The following is a 22253-nucleotide window of genomic DNA, read 5'->3' as shown; positions in this document are numbered from 1 at the left end:
ATGAAAAAAAGTGTTATATACATTTTAGCAGCGGCAGTAAGTTTATGTTTACCTTCCTGTAAGAAATTTTTAAATGTTCAACCCATAGATAAGTTGACCGGCAACAACTTTTACCAGTCAAAAGATGATGTTGTGGCCAATATCTATGACATGTCAAGAACCTTCTTCGGGAAAATTAACGAAACGCACTTTATTGGCGCAACCGGCGAATATCGCTCTGGCGAAGTAATGCACGAGGCCCAGTCTGATCTTGGGCCGGCCCGCGCGTTTGTTGAAGTACTTGGCCACAATGATCTGATTACTTTGATCAACGGAAACCCACCCTGGAATTTCTACAATTTTGCCTTAATTACCGATTGGACGGGTTATTACCAGGTGATACAAAGCGCCAATATCCTGATCTCAAAACTGGAAACAGGTGTACCCGGTGTAACAGAAACGGAGAAAAGGCAATTTGAAGGGGAAGCAGCTTTCATACGTTCATTGGCATACTTCTACATGGTTAGGCTTTATGGAGATGTGCCTTATTATACAGATGCATTTCACTCTACAGCTTTACCACGCGAAAACATGGTGTCGGTTTTAAATAAATGCATTACCGATCTTAAGAAATACAAAGATGGCTTACCCTGGAATTATACCGACCCCGCGTTAAAAGGTGTAAGGGCAACCAAAGGCAGCCTCATCGCGCTCATCATGAACATGAACATGTGGAATGCCGGCTTTGATAAACCCAATGCAACTAAATATTACCAGGAAACAGCTGATCTGGGGCAGGAATTAGTGAAGAGTAATGCCTACAGATTATTACCGCTAACTGAGTGGGCAACGGTAATAAAAGGACGATCGGACGAAAGCCTTTTTGAGTTTTATCGCAGTATTAACTATGGCGATCAGAACGCCAACATTGCACCAATAGGCGATATGTTTTTGCACTATCCTTACAAAAGACCCGAGTATACTCACCGGATAAGCTTTGCCTATTATAGGGGCGAGTACATGCAAAAACTTTATCCTGGTACTGCCGATAAACGGGTTTCCATTTGGTTTAACCAGGATATTTATGCCGATAACGGAAAGTTCATGATGCTCAAGTTTGCGCAAAATGCCTTTGCAACAGGTGAAGAAGACGCAAATCCTGACAATACGTTCATGATATTCAGGTATGCCGGCGAAATATTACTATGCGCCGAGGCCATGGCAGAACTTGGGCAGGACGATGCCGCCATTGCCATGGTTAACAAAGTTAGGGACAGGGCCGAGGCTACCCGTTACACAGGCGGAGGAGGGCAGGACCTTAAAGACTTTATCTTCCTGGAAAGATCGCGCGAGTTGATGGGAGAGGGGCACCACTATTTTGACCTTGTACGTACCCGCAGGATCATGAACAGCGAATGGTCATACAACGTACTCACTTTAGATAAGTTTAACCGTGGCGCCTGGACATGGCCGCTCAATGGCAACGCGCTTGCCAATAACCCGTTCATGACCTTGAATATGTATTGGGTAAACGGCGGTAATTAACCTATTCCGAAAAATTAATAATAAAACACATGAAATATATAATTATAGTTTTTGCCGGTTTATTGCTGGTATTAAACAGCTGTAAACGGGATGAGTATTATAAAGATGGAGGTAAGGCCAATGCTGATTATCCGGGCGATATGCTGCAGTATTTGCAGGATAAAGCCGTACCATTTGATACCATTGCTCAAATAGTAAAGCTGGCCGGGATGGAAGAAACATTTCGCAAAAGTGACTTTACCTTTTTTGCTCCTGATGATGATGTAATTAAAAGAACCATCGGTAACAATAAAACCGTCGGCTCATTAAATAAGTTTTTGTTTGATGTCGGGCGCGATACGGTAAAAAAGCTGTCAGACATTGATTCAACCATATGGAAAAAATATTTGCAGCGGTACATGTTCAAGGGCGTCAACCGGCTCAAAGATTATCCGCAGATAGACCTCACACTGCAAAACCAGTATCCCGGTGCTCTATATTATTCTTACAGCAATGATGTAATGAACATTGGGGTAATATATGGAGACGCCAATAATGTGAAATACATTGGCCCGCGTACACTGGTTATTGGTTTTATATATGATATCAATAATGCAGAAAACGCTGTTTTCCGCAACCTGATATCATCTTCAGACATCAAGCCTAAAAATGGAATAGTGCACACGCTGCAATATAACGCTGCATACTTTGGCTTTAATGAAAGTGATTTTTATGAAGAGATCTATTTCGCTGGCCTCCATCAATCCAATTAAACTATGAGAAGAATTATTTACAGCATATTGTTTGCCTTTGCATTATTATCAATGGAGGCATGTAAAAAGGATAAAACAGTGTTTTCTGATCCCTACGGAGATGGAAAACCGCCCTTAGGTATTACTCTTAGTAAAGATGCGTTGCCTACTCCATCAACAGGAGCAGTTGGTACCGAAGTGACTTTTAAGGCTACCGGGTTAATGCCTTTTAAGGATAAAATAAAGTTTATGTTCAATGGTGAGGCAGGGCAGGTTACCGAAGTAACAGAATCAACCATTAAAGTTAAAGTGCCGCCTTTTGGCAGCACAGGCATCACCTCTATTGCCATTGACGATCAGTTAGTGATTGGCCCGGTATTTAAGGTAGATGGCCTAATCAAGATTGACCCTTCTTTCAGAGCCACAGCAGGTGCCAATAACTCTGTGAACCAAGTATATTCACTTGCCGATGGCCGCAACCTGGTACTTGGCTGGTTTACCAATTATGATAATAAAGGAATAATAGCTCCCCTTAACAGGATTGTCAGAACATCGGCTGATGGCGAACTTGACCGCACATTCAGAACAGGTAAAGCTGCAAATGGAGGATTATCAAGGGTTATAGAACTTGGTGGAAAGTATATTATAGCAGGAGGCTTTAGCGGCTATAATCAACGCACCGAAAATATTAGCAATATTACCAGTTTAGGCGTTGATGGAAGCGTTGATACAGTTGGTATAAAAACGTACAGAAGGCCATCACAAACCGATACTACCAAGTATTTTCCAAAGTTTAATGGGGGAACCAATGATTTTATAAGTAAGATTTATAAACAACAGAACAAGATTCTGGCCACTGGGAACTTCAGATATTATGTGAGCCGGGTTTATACCGGGCATAATCATGATTTTAGCCGTGATACAGTGATACTTGACAGTACAGAGGCAAGACAGATAATTCGTTTAAACCAGGATGGATCACTTGATAAAACCTATCGGTTTAATGTTGCAACAAACAAAGGGCAACCATCTGCAAACGGACCCATTGACTCATACATGCATACAGATGCCGATCAGTTTGAAAAATTAGTGGTGTTCGGGAATTTTACCACTTTTGATCAAAAAGCTGCCGGTCGGCTTATTCGCTTAAACCCGGATGGTACAATTGATGAATCGTTTAAGACAGGTGTGGGTACTGACAATGGCATCTCCTCTTTAACATACAATACGGTAACCAAAAAATATCTCCTAACGGGGATATTCAGAACATATGACGGAAAGCAGGCCATAAGTATGGCTTTGTTGAATACAGATGGGAGCCTTGACCAATCTTTTACAGCCAATGTATTTGAAGGAGGTTATCCCGGTTTTGCCCGCCAGCTTGATGATGGCCTCATAGTAGTTACCGGAAGCTTTAAGAAGTATAATCAGGTTACCCGTAATGGTTTTATGGTGCTCAACACCAAAGGTGAGCTCGCGGGGAATTACAATACAACGGGCCCATTTTCAGGAGTTTTATCAGATATTATAGAAACCAGATCTGCCGATGGGAAACGGGCATTATTGCTGATAGGTGGAATTTATCAGTTTGATAATACGCCGGTCAATAATATCATACGTGTAACTATCGAATAAATTTAAGAAACCCATAACCTAAAAAAGAGATGTGGAATAGATATAAAGGAATAATTTTTTCTGTCATTTTTGCTTTGGCCGCAGCGGCAATATCATGTAATAAGGATTTTGTGCGCACCCTGCCCAATAAAGATTATACAGACACTGCCAAAGCGCAGTTTGGTGACCGCAAGGTGCTATACCTGATTGTTGACGGTGCAAGGGGCGCATCAGTCAACAGTGCCAATATACCCAATATTAAAGCCCTGTTGCCCAATTCAATTTATAGCTGGGTGGCACTGAGCGATCCGGATTCAACTCGAGATGTGAGCAATTGGGCCAACATGCTTACAGGTGTTAAAAAAGATAAACACAAGGTATTATCTGATGATTTTGCGGGCAACAACCTGGAAACCTATCCTGTATTTTTTCAGCGTATTAAAGAGGAGAAACCGAACGCTAAGATCGTATCTTTTTCATCCTCGGCTATTTTTAAAGATAAGCTAACGCAAAGCGCTGCTATAAACCAATCGTTTGATACAGATGAACAGATCAAAGCTGCGCTTGTAAACAATTTAAATACAGATACGGCGCAATTGATCCTGGGGCATTTTAATGATATTGACGAAGCCGGTGCCAGGTATGGCTATGATAATTCCCGCGCTCAGTATAAAGCTTCGATTGAAAAATTTGACGGCTACGTAGGTGAAATTATTGACGCGCTGAAAAAAAGGAAAAATTTTGACAAGGAAGACTGGTTGGTTGTAATAGCCTCAAGCGGTGGAGGTAAGTTTGATATTCCTGCTAATCAAAATGACAATACGGTTTTCAGTAATACTTCTGCAAATACGTTTACCATTTATTATAACCCCAAATACAGGCAACGAATATTAGCCAAGCCATTTACCGGTAACAGATACCTGGGGCGTACAATACGTTTTAAAGATTCAAGTGTAAGAGCACAGATAGATACTGCTGATATTTTTAACCTGGATGACACCACTAAATTCACCATTGAGTTAAAAGTTAAAAAAAACGAAGACAAGTTTTTTTGGCCAAGCATTTTGGGTAAAAGAAAAGAATGGTCAAGTGGTCACCCTGGCGTAGGTTGGGTAATTTATTTGGAAGATTCTTACTGGTATTTTGAAATGAGGGGAACCAATGATAACGACTTCAGGCAATGCCGCGGCGGCGACCTGCAAAAAGGCCGGTGGCAAACCCTAACCGCCAAATGTGAGATACGTGCGGGCAAGCGATACATCAGAACCTATACTGATGGGATTTTTAACAACGAACTGGAAGTAACTACATCAGGCAGCTTCAGTAACAATAGTCCGCTTAAATTGGGGTACTTAAATGGTACCGGGCATGGTACGCCCGATGTGTATGTAAGCGATATCAGGTTTTTTAAAGTTGACGTACCCGATGCCGTGATCGGTAATTATGCCTGCGAAACTTCTATAACCGAGGGGCATCCTTATTACTCTTTCCTGGCCGCATATTGGCCCGGTACCGATGGACAGGGTGATAAAATCAGGGATATTGGACCCCAGGCCCGTGACTTTCAGTTAAAAGGAAATTTTAACTGGGAAGATTTTAATGACCTGATCTGCCCACCGCCAACAGAGGCACTTGCCACATTTGTACCCCAAACTGCAGATATTCCGGCACAAATAATAAACTGGTTCAGAATACCCAACAGGCAATCCTGGGGCCTTGATGGCCGTGTTTGGCTTGATCAATAAAAATTAACCATTATAAACTAATTTATATGATGATGAAAAAATACAGGTACGGTTTAATTATCGGGCTATTCATTTTGATAGCAGGAGCCTGCAGGCAAAATAACCTTGATGATCTGAGCTTAATTAAAAACACAGATAGGGACATATCCGGTGCGGGGGCTAATACCGGGGGGATAACCGCCAACAATGAAACTATTAAAGTTCCATTTAAAATATCATTATCCGGCCCAGCAACAAAAGCTTTTCAGGTAGGGATAACACTTAATAATGATACTGTAAATAAGCTCATTAATAACGGAACATTAAAAAATACGGTAATATTACCTGCAAGTGCAATTGATTATACAAGTGTTATCAATGTTTTATATGGGGCCGATACTGCAACATCTGTGGCTGCTGTAAGATTATCGACCATTGAGGCTAACTACGGTAAAAACATAGCTTTTGCATTTAAACTTACAGATCCCGGCAAGGGTAATCAGATAAAGGGAGCACAGTCAAATATCCTGGTAGTGCTTGATACCAAGGCTCTGGTAAAGGAAAGTGATATTCATTATATATCGCTCTTGAACGGTGGTGGGATACTTAATGTAGATTATCAAAAAAATTATACTACAAACCCGGCCGGTGTTACCATTCCATTAACCATAAATCTGGCAGGTGTACCCGCAGGCGCATTTAATGTTAAAGTGAAATTAAATATGGATACTGTTGCAACTCTTGTAAACAGTAAAGTATTGCCCGATAATGTTATTGCACTTAAGCCTGATCAGTTTACTATGGATACATTGATCAGGGTAAATTCAAATACGAGTACCGCGCAAATACGTTTATCTATAGGCTGGCCCGTTTTTGATGCAAACATCACTGCTAATAAACGCTTTGGCTTTGCAGTAAGTTTGGTTAGTACCACAAAGCATATCCTGCATCCTACAAATAGTAAATTGATTGTTTTGGTGCAGCCTGAGGTAAACCTCGATAATAACTCATACATAACCGGTAACGGCACAGGCCTAAAAGCAGAATATTTTTCAAACAATCAGCAATTGGATTTTGATGGCAGAAAGCCTGATCTGGTACAAATAGAGCCTACTATTGATTGGCCAAATGATGGGGTTTGGCAAGCCGCGATACCTAAGATAAGCCATGATAATTTTTCAACCCGCTGGACAGGCGAGTTTCTTGCACCTGTGCGGGGCGAATACGTGTTCTGGCAAAATGAATGGGACGATGGTTCAAGATTGTATATAGATGGGAAAGCTATTATTAATGATTTTACTACCGAATGGGATAAAGACAGCCGTACAGCCAAAATTTTCCTTGAACGAGGGAAACGTTACAAAATAGAGGCTGATCATCGGGAAAATGTTGGCGGGCAACGGGCAAGGTTAACCTTTGAGGTACCATCAGCCAATATTAATGGGCGGCGTATAATACCGCAAAGTCAGTTATTCCCTGCCCCATAAATCAATTTGCTTACCGTTAAATGAAAACTAAATACATGAGAAATAAATTAGTCATTATAGCCGTATTTGCAACAGTTGCCATACTATTTGCAGGCTGTAAAAAAGATAAACCGGTAACTCAGGTTGAACCGGATGTGCCAAAACCAACCGCGGGATTCACAGCTGTGCGTACAGATAGTGTAGATTTTTTAAGTTATCAATTTACCAGCACCTCAACCAACTACCAGGATATACTATGGCAATTTGGCGATGATAGTACTTCTGCAGAAAAAGCGCCAAAACACAGGTACGCTTTTGACGGCATGTATCATGTAACATTAACAGCCAGAAATTCGCAAGGTTATTCAGCGGCGCGCGAAATAATTTTAAACGTAGCCGATCCGCATTTCGACAGAACCAAGGTTGGCGAAAGCTATTTCGCTACTATAGGCGGCACTTTCACCGTTTCGCGCGATAATGGTGGTGGCCCTACAGCAAATGAGGGCTCATTAAAGGTAGTTGATGGCGATTCCAATACTAAGTTTTTTCAGTCGGGTTTTTCAGGTGATCTGGTTATGAAATTTGAGCTTAAATCGGCGGTAGTGGCAGGTGCCTACACAATGACATCGGCAAATGATTCACCAGACCGCGATCCCAAAAGCTGGGTATTGCAAGGATCAGAAGACGGGATACGATGGATAGATTTGCACAGTAAAAACAATGAAACTTTTGCAAATCGTTTTCAACGAATTATATATCATTTTAACAATAATGTGGCTTATAAATTTTACAGGATAAGCATAAAGGCAAATAACGGCAGCCGGGATTTTCAGATGGCAGAATGGACAGTTAATAAGAAACAACCATGAAATTTAGTTTGAGAAATTAGGCAAAATGATCTGCTTTTAAATAAAGCAAATAGCACGGCGCGAAAACTGTGCCTGTAAAGGTTGCTCATCTACAACAGATGGGCAACCTTTTCTTTATCCACTAAGTTGCCGTATCGTGCTATTAGTTCCCGTAATTTAGGATTAACTATGTTTTCACAAAAAGGCTTTTCAGGATCTTTAAAGTAATAGTTCAGGTAATTTTGTGAATTGATCCTGAAATCTCCAAACATAACTACTTCGGTAATTATTGGGGCTTTAAAGTCATGTTGATACTCTTGAATGGCATTTAAAACCGGGAGTTCTTGTGCATTATCCATCAGGTATACAGCCGACCGATATTTCGATCTCATGCTGTGTGTAGAAGTGCAACTGTGGGTATGCAGATGAATACCTACAAGTGCATTTAATGAAACAATGCGCGAATCGAACTCAACTATTACTGCCTCAGAAAACGCCTCCTCATTTTTGGGAGATATCCAACCCTGATCAACACTCAAAACGCCTTTGATCGACAAAAAAATAGCTTCGGTGCACCAATGGCAACTACCCCCAAAACCGATCTTTTGTAATGTATTCAATTTTAACCCGCTTTAATAAGCAAAATAACAAATAAGCCATACAAATGTGTTATTAAATGAACCATGAGTAAAGCATAACTGCTAAATCAATTGGAATTTGTTTTTTCAACAACATACCTTAATATTGTGAAGCTCTTTATTAGTAAAAAGTTCAATGAACAGAAAAACGGTAAATATATTGGTATTCGGCATAGGAATGTGTATGTTCTTGCTGCGTCCATATTTAGTTTACCGGCTTACAGGGTATTCAAGCACAGATAAAAATCCCGTTAAATCTGCACTGCTACAACGGTTGGTAAAGAAAAAAGATGATCATTATGAATCTTTTGAGCACACGGCAACAGAGGCCCGTTCTTCTAAATTCAGCTTTCAGTTATTAGTAAAGCAAATCTCCTTTTTTCATTTCCAGAGCTTGTTATCGGCTATAGCTTATTGTTTAACAACATTTGCCATGGCAATAAATACAATGCTCTTATGGCGAAGCAATCATCGATACAGCCTTTTATCCTGTTTCCGTATCTGATACATCATCAATCAGCAAATACCTGGTCATAAACTGCACCAAGCCTGTTTTAACAGGCTAAATAACAACCTGTATTTATAATGCAGTGAATTTCTTTTATTGTTCATAATTCATCTAAGGTTCATTAGCGACTTGTAAATTATCTGGCGATACAGCAGAACGATATATTGGTCACTATTTTAACAAGCAATGGATTATGTAACAAACTCATCCCTTTAAAAGCACAAAAGATTTAACTTTATACACATCAATAACCAGTAATGAAAAAAAGATTTTTAAACAGCAGATCATTATTAATCCCGGCGGCAATTTTGGGCGTTGTAACGTGCCTGGGTATTTCAGCATATCGATTTCCCGATGCGCCAGCTATAAACCAGGTTCAGCACGTTGTGGTCATTTATATGGAAAACCATAGCTTTGACAACCTTTACGGCCAGTTTAAAGGCGCCGATGGCCTTAATGATGCTAAACCGGAAAACATTATCCAGGTTGATACAGAGGGTAAACCTTACACTACTCTCCCGCCAATACCACGCAGCAGCGCTTTCCCTACCAATTTATCCAACAACTATTTCAATATTGATCAATATGTAGCTGCCGATCAGGTGAGCCCAGACGTTACCCATGCTTTTTACCAGGAGCAGTTACAGATCAACGGTGGAAAGATGAATAAATTCGCGTTATATAATTTCACTAAGGGGCTTACTATGGGTTATTATAATACCGCAGAATTGCCTTTGTATGAGCTCGCTAAAAAATATACACTTTGCGACCATTTCTTCCATAGCGCCTTTGGCGGATCGTTCCTTAACCATCAATGGCTCATTGCGGCGGCATCTCCTGTATTTCCTGATGCGCCTTCCACTATCAAAGCCCAGGTAGATGTATCGGGTAAACTGATCAAAGATGGTGCAGTAACACCTGATGGTTATGCAGTTAATACTTCAAACTCGGTAAATCTTCATCCTAAAGGTTCAATTTGGGCAAATCTGGTGCCTAACCAAAACGCACCTAACATTGGCGACCGCTTATCTGATAAAGGCATATCCTGGGCATGGTATTCAGGAGGGTGGAATGACGCTATAGCCGGCAAACCTGATCCTACATTTACCTACCATCACCAGCCATTTGCTTATTTTAAAAGATATGCAGAAGGTACTGCTGAAAGAAAAAAACACCTGAGAGATGAAACAGAATTTTTGGCGGCAGCAAAAAAGGGAACTTTACCTTCTGTATCATTTGTTAAGCCAATAGGTTTGGAGAATGAGCATCCTGGTGAATCAACTGTTAAAGGCGGTGAAAGTCACGCTGTTGAGTTAATTAATGCAGTTTTAAATGGCCCTAATGGCAAAAATACGGTTATCATTTTAACTTATGATGAAAACGGAGGTTTCTGGGATCATGTTGCCCCTCCTGTTATTGATAAATGGGGGCCAGGTTCACGTATCCCTGCATTGATCATTTCTCCATTCGCTAAAAAAGGATATGTGGATCATACCAATTATGAAACGGTGAGTATCCTGGCATTTATTGAAAAAAGATGGGGGCTGAAGCCGCTTACCAGTCGTGACCAGCACGCTGATCCTTTAAGCCATGCGTTTAACTTTTAAAATAATTACAGCAGGCCTGTTGGTCATTACCGGCCTTGGCCTGCTGAGTTTTCATAGGCAGCCAGAAACGGTATCTGAAAATATTCGCGAAAGGCTGGTTTTACAGGCTGATACATTCTTAACAACTGTTCGCCGATTACAGGCTACACCTGTAAATAATACCACTATTTTAAAAAACAGGTTCAGAGAAATGCGCTTGGCTTACAAGCGGATGGAATGGGCAGCTGAGTATTTTGATCCGCTAACTACCCGACGGGTAAATGGCCCTCCTGTACCAGAAACTGAACTGAACGGGCAGGTTATTCAGCCCGAAGGCTTGCAGGTTGTGGAAGAATTGATTTTTGCTCCCATTACTGTTTCTGCCAGGAAACAGCTCAGTACTTCATTGAGCAAACTCGCAGTTAATGCAACAGAATACAGGGACTATTTTAAACACGCCGACTTGAAAGACTGGCAGATCATGGATGCCGTGAAACTGGAGGTGTTCAGGATAGAAATATTGGGGCTGAATGATTTTGACGATCCGCTTGCAAAACAATGTTTTAAAGAATCGGCCGTTGCCCTAAGTAGCGTTGGGGATGTTACTGCGTATTATCAAAAGAATAGGGATAATAATTTAAAGGAAAATTTTCATCAAGGGATAGCGTATCTTTCCAAAGCGGTGACCTTTAATAGTTTTGATAGAGCCGACTTTATTATAACTCACGCCAATCCTATCACGCAGGGGATAACACATTTGCATAAAGAGTTGAACCTGCCAGATATTCGCTACAATCGTTTACTTAATCAGGAAGCGGAAAGCCTGTTTGATAAAAATGCCTTCAACAGGAATGCTTATATTGATGCTCTTGAAGATTCTGCTACAGCACAAAAGATTCAATTAGGGAAAAAACTCTTTTTTGATACCAGGCTTTCCGGAACTATGACCCGTAGCTGCGCTTCCTGTCATCAGCCTGGCAAAGCTTTTACAGATGGGCTGATCAAAAATCTTGACATTACTGGCAAGAAAACAATCTTCAGAAATACGCCAACGCTGATCAATGCGGCACTGCAGCCTGCACAATTCTATGATCTTCGTGCCTCGTCACTGGAAGACCAGGTTCATGATGTGGTGGGTAATAAAGATGAAATGTACGGCGATATCAAACTTTCAACAAGAACATTTTGGGATGATAAGACTTACCGCCAATTGTTCGCTGATGCTTTTCCAGGCAAAAGCCGGGCTGCTATTGATACTTCAGAAATTATGAATGCGCTTGCCAGCTATATTAGAAGCTTCACCGCGTTGAATAGTCGTTTTGATGAATATATGCGTGGCAACAAGGCAATGCTCAATCAGGCGGAGATCAGAGGTTTTAACCTTTTCATGGGAAAGGCCCGCTGTTCAACTTGTCATTATATGCCGCTGTTCAACAGTGTATTACCGCCCCGGTATGTACAGATGGATGCTGAGGTTATTGGCGTGCCTAAGAAAAAAAACAGTAAGATAATTGATCCTGATCCCGGATTGTTTGCAATTCAACCAATGGAATTTAACCGGCATGCTTTTAAGGTAACTACGGTTCGCAACAGCGCTAAAACTGCACCATATATGCATAATGGAATTTACACATCTTTAGAAGAGGTGATTGATTTTTATGAAAAGGGTGGAGGGAGGGGCATGGGATTAAAAGTCCCAAACCAAACATTAAGTAGTGAACAGCTAAAGCTTTCATACCAGGAAAAAGAAGCATTGATCGCATTTATAAAATCCCTTGATAGTCATTAAATAGTACTAAATCAATGCACCCCTTGTTTTGCTCATCGTATATTTATTGACTATAAAATCTACAGAAGTAATAGTTTTTATTTTAAAATTATACTTTTGCCGGGAATCATTATTATTTGGATCATTTAATTCGCAGCTCATAATATCTTGATTAGTGTAACCATATTACCAAAAGCGTTTTTTGGTGTTACTGAGCACGAATCCTTTATAAGAAGAATGAAGAATCCTTACATTAAATGATTTACATTTTATAGTAAATGTTATATTCGTGTTAATAAATATGTCTGTTACAAAGCTTGATGATAATGAACTAATTGAACTGTTAAGAAATGACAGCCATGCTGCATATGCTGAACTTTATCAACGTTATTATCGCTTGCTGTTTATACACGCTTATAAACGCTCTAATGATCAGGAACAGGCTAAAGATATTGTGCAGGAGTTTTTTATTTCTTTATGGGATAAGCGAAGGTCAATTTCCTTACAATCAAATTTGGCAGGATATTTCTTTACGGCTATCAACAATCGTATAGTTGATCACTTTTTACATCGGGAAGTGCAGGATAAATATATTGCTTCGTTTGCAGGTTTTTTAGGCACAGAACAAGTTAAAACAGATCATTTGGTTAGGGAAAAACAATTAATGGAATTAATTGAAAGGGAAATTCAACAATTACCTCCCAAAATGCGTGAAGTTTTTGAATTAAGCCGAAAGGGAAATCTTAGTCACAAAGAAATTTCTGAAAAATTATCAATTTCTGAAAAAACTGTAGATAGGCAGATATCAAATGCTCTTTTTAGATTAAAAACGAGGTTTGGTATATTCACTTTTCTTCTTTTTCTCCTGAATTCCTGATTTTTTTATTTGTTTAACATAAGTAACATAAAAAAATATATTTTTTTTTATGTTTTGTCTACATGTTAGGCATGGGGTTCCTCGTCATAGCTTTAAATAATGTAAATATTAAAGCTGCTTGATGCTATGTCATACCAAAAAGCTAAAGAACTATTAGAAAAATACAGGTCAGGAAACTGTACAGATGCCGAAAAGGCATTGGTGGAGCAATGGTTGTTTCAGTATCAGCCTAATAAATTTGACCTTTCTGAAGAGAGGATTGAGGAAATAGGCCAAGAAATTTGGAGCAATTTACCCAAGCCTGCTGCTAAAGTTATTAAAAGTAATTTATGGCTTAAAGTTGCCGCGGCTGCAATTGTCCTCATATTTTTATCTGTTGGCTCCTATCTCTTATTCTTTGGAAAAGAGATTACCAATTATTCGGTGGTTTATAAACACGATGTGGCTCCCGGTAGTAATAAGGCTATATTAACATTAGCTAATGGAAAAAATATTGTTTTAGAAAATGCCCCGAGCGGCAGAGTGACGAATGAGGGCCAGGCTCTTATCAATAAAGCCGATGACGGTAAACTGGTGTATCATAACAATGATAGCACCTCTAAAACACCAGCCTATAACACTTTGACCACTCCTCGTGGCGGGCAGTACCTTTTAGTATTGGCCGATGGTACCAGGGCTTGGCTCAATGCAGCCTCATCAATCAAATATCCCGCGTTTTTTGCAGGCAACGAACGTAAGGTTGAAATTACAGGTGAAGTTTATTTTGAAGTAGCACACAATGCTGCTAAACCATTCAAGGTGATTGTTAATCAGCAAACTATTGAGGTTTTAGGTACACATTTTAACGTGAATGCCTATACCGATGAGCCAGCTACGAAAACCAGCTTACTTGAAGGCAAGGTAAAGGTAACACATCTTGATAAAACTGCCTTGCTGGTTCCAGGAGAGCAGGCACAGGTAAACAATAGCATGGCCAGTGCGAATATCAACGTAGTTGAGCAAGTAGATATGGACGAAGTTTTAGCCTGGAAAAGCGGTTTATTTCAATTTAATAAGGCAAGTATTGAATCTATTTTGCGCCAGGTGGGCCGGTGGTACAATGTAGAGATAAGCTACAGTAACAATCAAAAGCCACTTAAAACATTCACCGGTAGTATTTCCCGAAGCAGCAGCCTTGCCCAGTTGCTCCAAATACTGAGCTATACCGGAAATAGCTTTGAAATAGATGGCAAAAAAATAATTGTAAAATCAGAATAACTATTACAACTAAATATTAACCCCCTTAACATTCAAAAGATGATTAGATATTTACGATCCCAGCTTTAACCTCACCCTAAAAGGAACTCATAAAAAAAGCCGAAAAGTGGTGGTACACTTCCCGGCATATGTTTGAGCTAAACCCTTTTCCTGCCTTAAGTTTCAGCACAAAGCAGGAGTTTAAACTATTTGAATCACAGATTAACGAACATTAACCCAAACGTTTACAAAAGTAATGAAATTAAACGCTATCTCTATAGCCATGCCCAAAGTATGGCTTCCCCCTAAAATATTGCTGGTTATGAAAATAACTACATTGCTATTGATAATAGGCTTTACCCAGGTAAGTGCGCGCGCATTTAGCCAGCGGGTTACTTTAAATGAAAAAAACGCGTCGCTTGAGAAGGTATTAAAGATCATTAAAAAACAAATCGGTTATCGCATGTTTTATAACGATCAGGATCTGCGGAGTGCTAACACCGTAGATGTTAATTTTAAAGACGCTGCACTTGAGGATGTTTTAAACAGTTGCTTTGCTAATCAACCCTTAAATTATTCTATCATCGATAAAACTATAGTGGTGCAAAAAAAGAATGCTTCACTTTTTGACGCGCTGAAAAAGAGTTTACAGATTTCGTTAGGTATCAGGGGTAATGTAAGTAATGAAAAAGGAGAACCACTGGCAGGGGTTATTGTGAGGGTTACTAAAGGTGGTAAAAATGTGAATAAGGCAACATCAACTAATTCTGATGGAAGTTATTACGTTGAGGCAAATCAAAATGATGTGCTGATATTCAGCTACCTCGGTTATAAAAACAAAGAAGTTACCGTTTATTCGCAAACAGCAATAAATGTGAGTCTTGATCCGGTAGTTTCGGGGCTGGAACAGGTTGTTGTAGTTGGGTATGGAACCACAAAAAGGAAGGATCTTACCGGTTCTGTATCATCTGTTGATGTTAAGGAGATCAGGGATGTGCCTTATGCCACGCTTGATCAGGCTTTGGCAGGTAAAGCTGCCGGTGTGCAGGTTGTACAATCAGACGGTTCACCGGGTGGGGTGGCTAAAATCCGTATCCGTGGCGGTACCTCTATTCTTGGCGGTAATGATCCGCTGTATATTATAGATGGGGTTCAGGTAACTATTCAAAACAAATACATTCAAAATTCAGCCGAGGTGGTGAATCCCATTGCCGGTCGTGATATAGCAGGCGGAGCCGTTAGCGATGCATTTGTACGTGGTTTAAATAGCCTTGGTGGACTCAATATCAATGATATTGAATCAATAGATATTTTAAAGGACGCCTCTGCCACTGCTATTTACGGTTCAAAAGCAGCTAACGGTGTAATTATTATCAATACCAAAAAAGGTAAATATGATCAGAAGCCAATTTTAGAGGGTAACTACAGCGTTGGTTTCTCTGACCCTAAAAAGCTTGATCTTTTAAATGCCGATCAGTACCGAATGGTGATGAAGGAAGCTGCTCAAAACTTGCTTACCGAGCAAAAAAGGGTAGGCCGGCCTGCAGAACAGATAGCTACAGGTATAGTAAATAACCCTAACTTTTTGGGCAACGCCAATACCGATTGGCTTGGCTTGGTATTACGTACGAGTGTTACACAAAATGCAGATCTTTCAGTACGCGGTGGAGGGCAAAATTCCAGGTATTATACTTCGCTTTCCTATTCTAAAATGACGGGCACAATACGCGGAACCGACTTTCAGCGCATATCCGGCAAAATTAATTTAGATAACAATATTACTACCAAGTTACGCACCATTACCAACATTGATTACGGTTTTACAACGCAAAACCTTACCAATGGAGCCTACAAACAAGCGCTTTTGGCACCACCAACATATGCACCTTACAATCCCGACGGGTCCGTTAATACTTTCACTAATGAATCTACAGGTGCGGCATTATCAAGTGGGATAAGGAACCCGCTGGCGTTGTTAAATGGCATCAATCGCGGACAAATAGCTTCTTTATTAGGATCTCTTGCACTTGAGTATGACATTTTGAAGAATTTAAAATTCCGAAGCGTGGCATCTGTTAATTACAATCAGTATCATCAAAGAAATTACGCGCCGGGTAACGCGCTCAGCAATGATGGTGACGATGGCTATTCAAACGGAGGCATAGCAGCACAGGGACAAACAGAAACAGTATCACAGCTATTTGAGAACACGCTGACTTACAACAAGGAGTTTAATGAAGATAATCGCATTGATGTGGTAGCCGGTACTTCATGGCAAAAAGATACCAATCACTCGTTTTTAGCTCAGGGACAATATTTTCCTGATGATTTTGTACTTAATGATCTTTCGTCGGCAGCGGTAACCTTACCTTCAACATCTTCGGCAGGGCAAAACTCGCTGTTAAGCTTTTATGCTCGTGCTAATTATGCTTTTAAAGACAGGTACCTGTTTACATTTACCGGTCGTTCAGATGCCTCATCAAAATTTCCGAAAACCAACAGAACTGCTATATTTCCATCAGGTGGTGTAGCATGGCGCTTATCGCAGGAAAAATTCATGTCAAAAGCTTCATGGATTGATGATATTAAACTGCGTGCAAGTATTGGTTATACAGGTACGCAGAATATTGGCGATCACCTGTTCCGTACTTTATACTCTCCGGGCACTTATGGAGGTACTAATGCCTTGTTCCCATCGCAGTTGGGTAATAACTCCATCAAGTGGGAATCAACCTTACAAAAGGATGCGGGTATTACATTTTCATTTCTTAAATCGCGCTTATTGGGCGAGGTTGGTGTATACGAAAAAAGAACCAAAGGCTTGTTGTTCGGCGAAAGTCTTGCACCGAGCTCTGCTTATGGCAGCGTAGTATCTAACCTGGCCAGTATAAGAAATCGTGGCCTGGAGATAGACCTTAGGGGCGATATGCTGAAAAGCAGGAATTTTACCTGGAATGGTGCTGTCAATTTCTCCTTTAACCGAAGCCTGGTAACTAACATCAATAAAGATTTTTCAGACCCTAACCAATCATCTCAATATATAGGTAACACCATCATCCGCGAAGGGCAACCTATTGGTTTGTTTTATGGTTCACGCTACCTCGGCATTATTCAAACACCCGAGCAGTTAGCGGCTTACAAAGCCAAATTTACTTTAGCTCAATTTATATCTCCATACCTGAACATTGGCGATCCGATGTATGAGATAAACCCGCTTGGTGGTTTCCCTACAAGTGAACTGGTAATCGGTAACGCAGCCCCTAAGTTTACAGGGGGGTATACCAATACATTTACTTATAAAAACATATCGTTGATCTCCTTATTTACCTTTTCATCCGGTGGGAAGATATTTTACCTGTCTGATTTCAACAACCAGGTTATTAACGATCTGAGCAACAAGCAAACCACAGTTTTAGGAAGCTGGACGCCGCAAAACACCAATACCAACAGGCCAAGGTTAATTTATCAGGGTAACACGGTTGCTTCTTTATCAAGCAACAATATATATGATGCCTCTTACATCAAACTAAAGTCAGTTGTGCTGTCATATCAACTACCTAAAAAACTGATGGATAAATTTAAAATACAGGCAGCATCAATTTATGTATCGGCGCTTAACGTATTCACAATAACTCACTATCCCGGTAATGATCCGGAAGTTAGTAACGATCCTTATAGCTTAATAAGCGGTTACAGCGATAATAGTGGTTATCCTACTACCAAAACTTATACTATAGGTGTGCGGGTTGGCTTTTAACAATTTGATTATTCAAAAGATGAAAAAAATATTTTTATACGCTTTAGTAGCATTCGGAGTGTTGATTAATACTTCGTGTAACAAACAATTGGATGCATTACCACAAAATGCCAGGGTTGAAGGCAATGCCATAACCGATCAGCCCTCGGCAAACGTGGCACTTAATGGTGTTTATTATGTTTTTGCCAATGGCGATAACTCACAAACTAACTGGAAGGCTAACAAAGTTTTTGGTTCAATGGCAGCAGGCTATATAGCCTATGGCTCCGGTAGTATCAATGAAGAGGTAGATAATTTCAACAATACTACTTTTGGTGGTGAGTGGGACCGGAATTATCGCCTGGTTAATGCCGCGAATGGTGTTATCTCAGGCGTGCAAACAGTTGCTGATAGCAAGTTTGTAGGCGTCCGCAAAGTGCAGATACTTGCCGAAGCACGCTTTTTGAGAGCCTATGCTAATTTTAAATTATTAACCTTTTTTGGCCAATGGTTTGATATCACCAGTAAATACGGAATAATCCTGGAAGATCAGTTTAATAACTTAACCAACATTAATAAACCGCGCTCATCTGTTAAGGATAGTTACGATTTCATTATTGCCGATCTGGATTATGCTATAGCTAATGGTGCTGCAACAAGCAAAGTCATTTATGCTAATAAATGGACAGCTATGGCCCTTAAAATGCGCGTATTGCTAAGCAGGGGCAACGGGAATGATTATGCCGATGCCGTTACGCTTGGCAATACCATTACCGGCAGCAGCCCGTATGTACTGGAAGATAACCAAAAGGATATTTTTTACACCAAAGGCCAGGAAAGCAGTGAGGTAATGCTCGCCGTACAGCCGCAGCCTAACCAGGAGTTTATGAATAATAATACCAGCCAGGACTTTGCCTTCACCAACTCATCAAGCCCTTATCAGGCAACCCAAGCATTGAAAGACCTGTATCCGGCAACTGACCCGCGTGGGGCATGGGTTGTTGGCCCGGCGGTTAAAAGCAACAAGAACTATTATTTTATTAAGTATGTACAACCTGTTTTACAACCTACCTCGCTATCTGAGGTTGCCTATGCCTTCAGGCTGTCTGAAGTTTATTTGATGCTTGCCGAAGCTACTGTTCGCTCTGGCAGCAGCAATATTGCTGCAGCAAAAATTTTATTGAAAACAATAATGGGCAAAGCGGGTATAACAGATTTTACCGCTATTGATAATGTAACAACAGCCGATGCCTTGCTGGTACAGCTTTATTATGAATATGCCAGAGGCTTTGTTGGTGAAGATGCCATAGAGTGGCTTGCATTATTACGATTACCTTTTAATACTGTAAAAACACTGAGGCCAACCATTACCAACCAAATACAGTACATTTTACCCATCCCGCATTCTGAAATTGTAAATAATATAAATTTCGGAGATCAAAACCCTGGTTATCAGAGATAATAAATTAATGTAAATATAATAGCAGCCTTGTAAGCTGCTATTATTTAATATCAATTATATGCAATCAAAAACAATCAGGCTGTTAGCTGTAGCTGCATTAATTTTTGCTTTCAGCGGCTTTAAAATAAATAGTTGCAAAGCGCAGGCCATCGGTAAGCCAGGTTCACAGGCCGCCGGTTTTACTACTGTTGACATCAACGGCAAAACAATAAAGCTAAGCGATTTTAAAGGAAAATATCTATTACTTGATTTTTGGGCCAGCTGGTGTATACCATGCCGGCAAAGCAATCCGCATTTATTGGCCTTGTACCATAAATATAATGCGAAGGGCTTTGACATTATTGGTGTATCTGATGATGATACGCGCCTGCAGCAATGGCATAATGCAGTAAAAGCAGATAGCACAGGTATATTTCACCAGGTACTCAGAGGGGCCGGAAAAACCACAGCAAATAAAAAAAGTTTGGCCAATACCAAAGACCTGCATCAGCTGTACAAAATTCAATCGCTGCCAACCAAAATTTTGGTTGATCCATCCGGTAAAATCATTGGCCGTTATGGCGATAATGATACTACAGACGATGATCTGGATAGGGCACTTGCCTCCGCATTTAAATATTAAAAGACCATTTATCACATTAAAAACAAAATAGATGAAAAAAATCATGTTGCTCCTGCTGGTTTTTGCTTTGTGCGGAAACCTCGTTCATGCATCAGAAGGAAATAAAATACCCTTAAAGGTGCTGTATGTAGGCTACGATCCGGAGAAACCCATGCCGGCTAAGCTTGTTTGGTATATGCCAAGCGAAAGCCGGTACAAAGAATTTTATAAAACCCGGATGCCGGCCTTTAAAAGCTTTCTGGAGAAAAACTTCACCGTTGTAAAAACGGTAGACTGGAGAGATTACAACTCCAAAATGTCTGATGATGTTGATGTAACCATTATTGATGCCTACCCGGTTAATTTACCTGTCAATTTTAACCGCCCGGCTATTTTGATAGCGGCCGTAGCTCCGGATATTGGTATCCCCATCGGCCTTAAATTTGATTGGTATTGCCAATGTCTTGAAAATGACGCGCTCAACATTAAAACCCAGCATGAAATATTTAATACACCTAATAAGGTTAATTTAACCATGGTAACGCGCCCTACACCCGGTGGTTTCTTTAATGGTTTTCAAGGAGCCACTACTCCTAAAACTATGCCCATGTGGCGGGTAGTGACCGAAGGATTTGACCGTAAGAAGCCTTATTTAATTGGTATGGTTGCCCATGGAGAAGGTTTTGCCGATTCGCCGGATGCAGAGGTGATATCTGGCGGGGTATGCCTTAAAAATGCTGAAGCCGTTGCCTTGGGTAGGCATGGTAATTATTTTATGTGGGGCTTTGCAGCTTCTCCGGAATATATGACTGACGAGGCAAACAAGGTTTTTGTAAACACCATTTGCTACATCAATAAGTTCGACAAAAAGATACCCATTGTAAAAAAAGTACAGCAAGCTACCCGTGAAGAAATTGACGAGAAAATTTACCGTGCCGATGAGGATCTGTATAAAAGATCGTTAATAGCCCGCAAAGAGGGTAACGAGCGCTTAAAACGAATGCAGGATTCCATACGGGCATTAAAGGCATCCGGTGTAGATATTGGCCGAGGAAACGAAATGTTTTTAAAGATGACCTTAACAAACGACGTACAAAGCTTTGAAGATTATTTGAAAGACTGGCAAGGAGCAGACCTGGTTAAGCAATTTGGTACCGATACTAAATTATATGTAAAATATTATCGGGATAACTACGAGTATTTTTATCCGGGCGGTTTTCAGAGTGTGCAGTTAGACGAGGACGCGCAAAAACTGGGCATCTCAAACAGAAGCTTGCAAATGCTTGAAAAATGCATCAGCCTGTTAGAAAAAGATGAGCATGATGCATTGGCACATCGCCTTTTAGATCGTTATACCAATGAAAAATTTACAACGGCTAAAGAATGGCGCAATTGGTATGAGAAAAATAAAAGTAAATTATTCTATACCGAAAGCGGCGGCTTTAAGTTCATGGTGAACACTTATGAAAATCCGGTAATAAAAGCTAATCCATCGGCGGCTGTTTCCAAATCAAAGGAAACCGCCGGCCCTACACAGATCGATCCGGTAAGCGTTACCGCCAGTTTACAATATGCCGAAGATAAAAAGCATGCAGACATTATTGTGGAAGCAGATATTTTAAAGGGATGGCATATCTATGCTTATCTGCCCGCAAATAGTCCGTATATCCAAACCGAAACATTGCTTGAATTACCAAAAGGGGCCAAAAGCAGTAAAAGCGGGTGGGATAGCACCTCGGGTATTCCTTATCCGGGTTTTGCCGATGTGTTTGTTTACGAGGGACGGGTTACCTTTAAACTAAATTTGGATATGACCAATGTTAAAAAAGGATCTCCTATAAAATGCGGGCTGTATTACCAAACCTGTAATGATAAAAAATGCATGCAGCCACAGCGTAAGGTCATCGTACTTAAAGCGTAACGGTGTAAATAAT

General features: G+C 40.4%; 15 protein-coding genes. 14 read left to right on the top strand and 1 reads right to left on the bottom strand.

Translation table 11 applies throughout. The features are described 5' to 3' along the window. Genes QWZ01_RS09825 through QWZ01_RS09800 form a run of 6 tightly spaced genes read left to right on the top strand, consistent with a single transcriptional unit; the run spans position 1 to position 7928 of the window. Positions 1-1524 (top strand): RagB/SusD family nutrient uptake outer membrane protein, encoded by a 1524-nt coding sequence (locus QWZ01_RS09825; protein ID WP_290323138.1) that lies wholly within the window; start codon positions 1-3, stop codon positions 1522-1524. Positions 1525-1553: 29 nt separating this feature from the next. Beyond that, entirely contained in the window at positions 1554-2276 is a 723-nt protein-coding gene (locus QWZ01_RS09820; protein WP_290323137.1) for a hypothetical protein, read from the top strand. Positions 2277-2279: 3 nt separating this feature from the next. Further along, entirely contained in the window at positions 2280-3890 is a 1611-nt protein-coding gene (locus QWZ01_RS09815) for a DUF5008 domain-containing protein (RefSeq protein WP_290323136.1), read from the top strand. A 29-nt stretch (positions 3891-3919) separates the two neighbouring features. Next, on the top strand, positions 3920-5614 hold the full coding sequence (locus QWZ01_RS09810) for an alkaline phosphatase family protein (RefSeq protein ID WP_290323135.1): 1695 nt from the start codon (positions 3920-3922) through the stop codon (positions 5612-5614). A 26-nt stretch (positions 5615-5640) separates the two neighbouring features. Beyond that, the gene (locus QWZ01_RS09805) at positions 5641-7080 is read left to right on the top strand and encodes a PA14 domain-containing protein (RefSeq protein WP_290323134.1); all 1440 of its coding nucleotides are present in this window, start codon (positions 5641-5643) and stop codon (positions 7078-7080) included. A gap of 35 nt (positions 7081-7115) precedes the next feature. Beyond that, positions 7116-7928: a PKD domain-containing protein gene (locus tag QWZ01_RS09800; protein WP_290323133.1), complete on the top strand. Its 813-nt coding sequence runs from the start codon at positions 7116-7118 to the stop codon at positions 7926-7928. An 89-nt stretch (positions 7929-8017) separates the two neighbouring features. On the opposite strand, the gene QWZ01_RS09795 is transcribed toward QWZ01_RS09800, so the two are convergent. Beyond that, entirely contained in the window at positions 8018-8527 is a 510-nt protein-coding gene (locus QWZ01_RS09795) for a peptide-methionine (S)-S-oxide reductase (RefSeq protein WP_290323132.1), read from the bottom strand. Positions 8528-9310: 783 nt separating this feature from the next. Between QWZ01_RS09795 and QWZ01_RS09790 the strand changes: the two genes are divergently transcribed. The 8 genes from QWZ01_RS09790 (at position 9311) to QWZ01_RS09755 (ending at position 22240) form a co-directional block, all read left to right on the top strand. Continuing rightward, entirely contained in the window at positions 9311-10660 is a 1350-nt protein-coding gene (locus tag QWZ01_RS09790) for an alkaline phosphatase family protein (protein WP_290323131.1), read from the top strand. Beyond that, entirely contained in the window at positions 10644-12428 is a 1785-nt protein-coding gene (locus QWZ01_RS09785) for a cytochrome-c peroxidase (RefSeq protein ID WP_290323130.1), read from the top strand. Before QWZ01_RS09790 ends, QWZ01_RS09785 begins: the two co-directional genes overlap by 17 nt. A 280-nt stretch (positions 12429-12708) precedes the next feature. Further along, positions 12709-13284: an RNA polymerase sigma factor gene (locus QWZ01_RS09780; protein ID WP_290323129.1), complete on the top strand. Its 576-nt coding sequence runs from the start codon at positions 12709-12711 to the stop codon at positions 13282-13284. A 126-nt stretch (positions 13285-13410) separates the two neighbouring features. Then, the gene (locus QWZ01_RS09775; RefSeq protein WP_290323128.1) at positions 13411-14541 is read left to right on the top strand and encodes a FecR family protein; all 1131 of its coding nucleotides are present in this window, start codon (positions 13411-13413) and stop codon (positions 14539-14541) included. Between the two features lie 235 nt (positions 14542-14776). Then, positions 14777-18277 carry a TonB-dependent receptor gene (locus QWZ01_RS09770; RefSeq protein ID WP_290323127.1) on the top strand — a complete coding sequence of 1167 codons (3501 nt, stop codon included), beginning with the start codon at positions 14777-14779 and terminating at the stop codon, positions 18275-18277. Between the two features lie 19 nt (positions 18278-18296). Next, positions 18297-19718: a RagB/SusD family nutrient uptake outer membrane protein gene (locus QWZ01_RS09765; RefSeq protein WP_290323126.1), complete on the top strand. Its 1422-nt coding sequence runs from the start codon at positions 18297-18299 to the stop codon at positions 19716-19718. Positions 19719-19776: 58 nt separating this feature from the next. Beyond that, on the top strand, positions 19777-20340 hold the full coding sequence (locus QWZ01_RS09760; protein WP_290323125.1) for a TlpA disulfide reductase family protein: 564 nt from the start codon (positions 19777-19779) through the stop codon (positions 20338-20340). A gap of 31 nt (positions 20341-20371) precedes the next feature. Next, positions 20372-22240, top strand: a complete 1869-nt coding sequence (locus tag QWZ01_RS09755) for a protein-disulfide reductase DsbD domain-containing protein (protein WP_290323124.1) — start codon at positions 20372-20374, stop codon at positions 22238-22240. Positions 22241-22253: the final 13 nt, after the last annotated feature.

The organism is Mucilaginibacter aquaedulcis (assembly GCF_030409325.1).
Classification (GTDB): domain Bacteria; phylum Bacteroidota; class Bacteroidia; order Sphingobacteriales; family Sphingobacteriaceae; genus Mucilaginibacter; species Mucilaginibacter aquaedulcis.
Note: the sequence above shows the minus strand (reverse complement) of the source record. Positions and strands in the feature narration are given on the sequence as shown.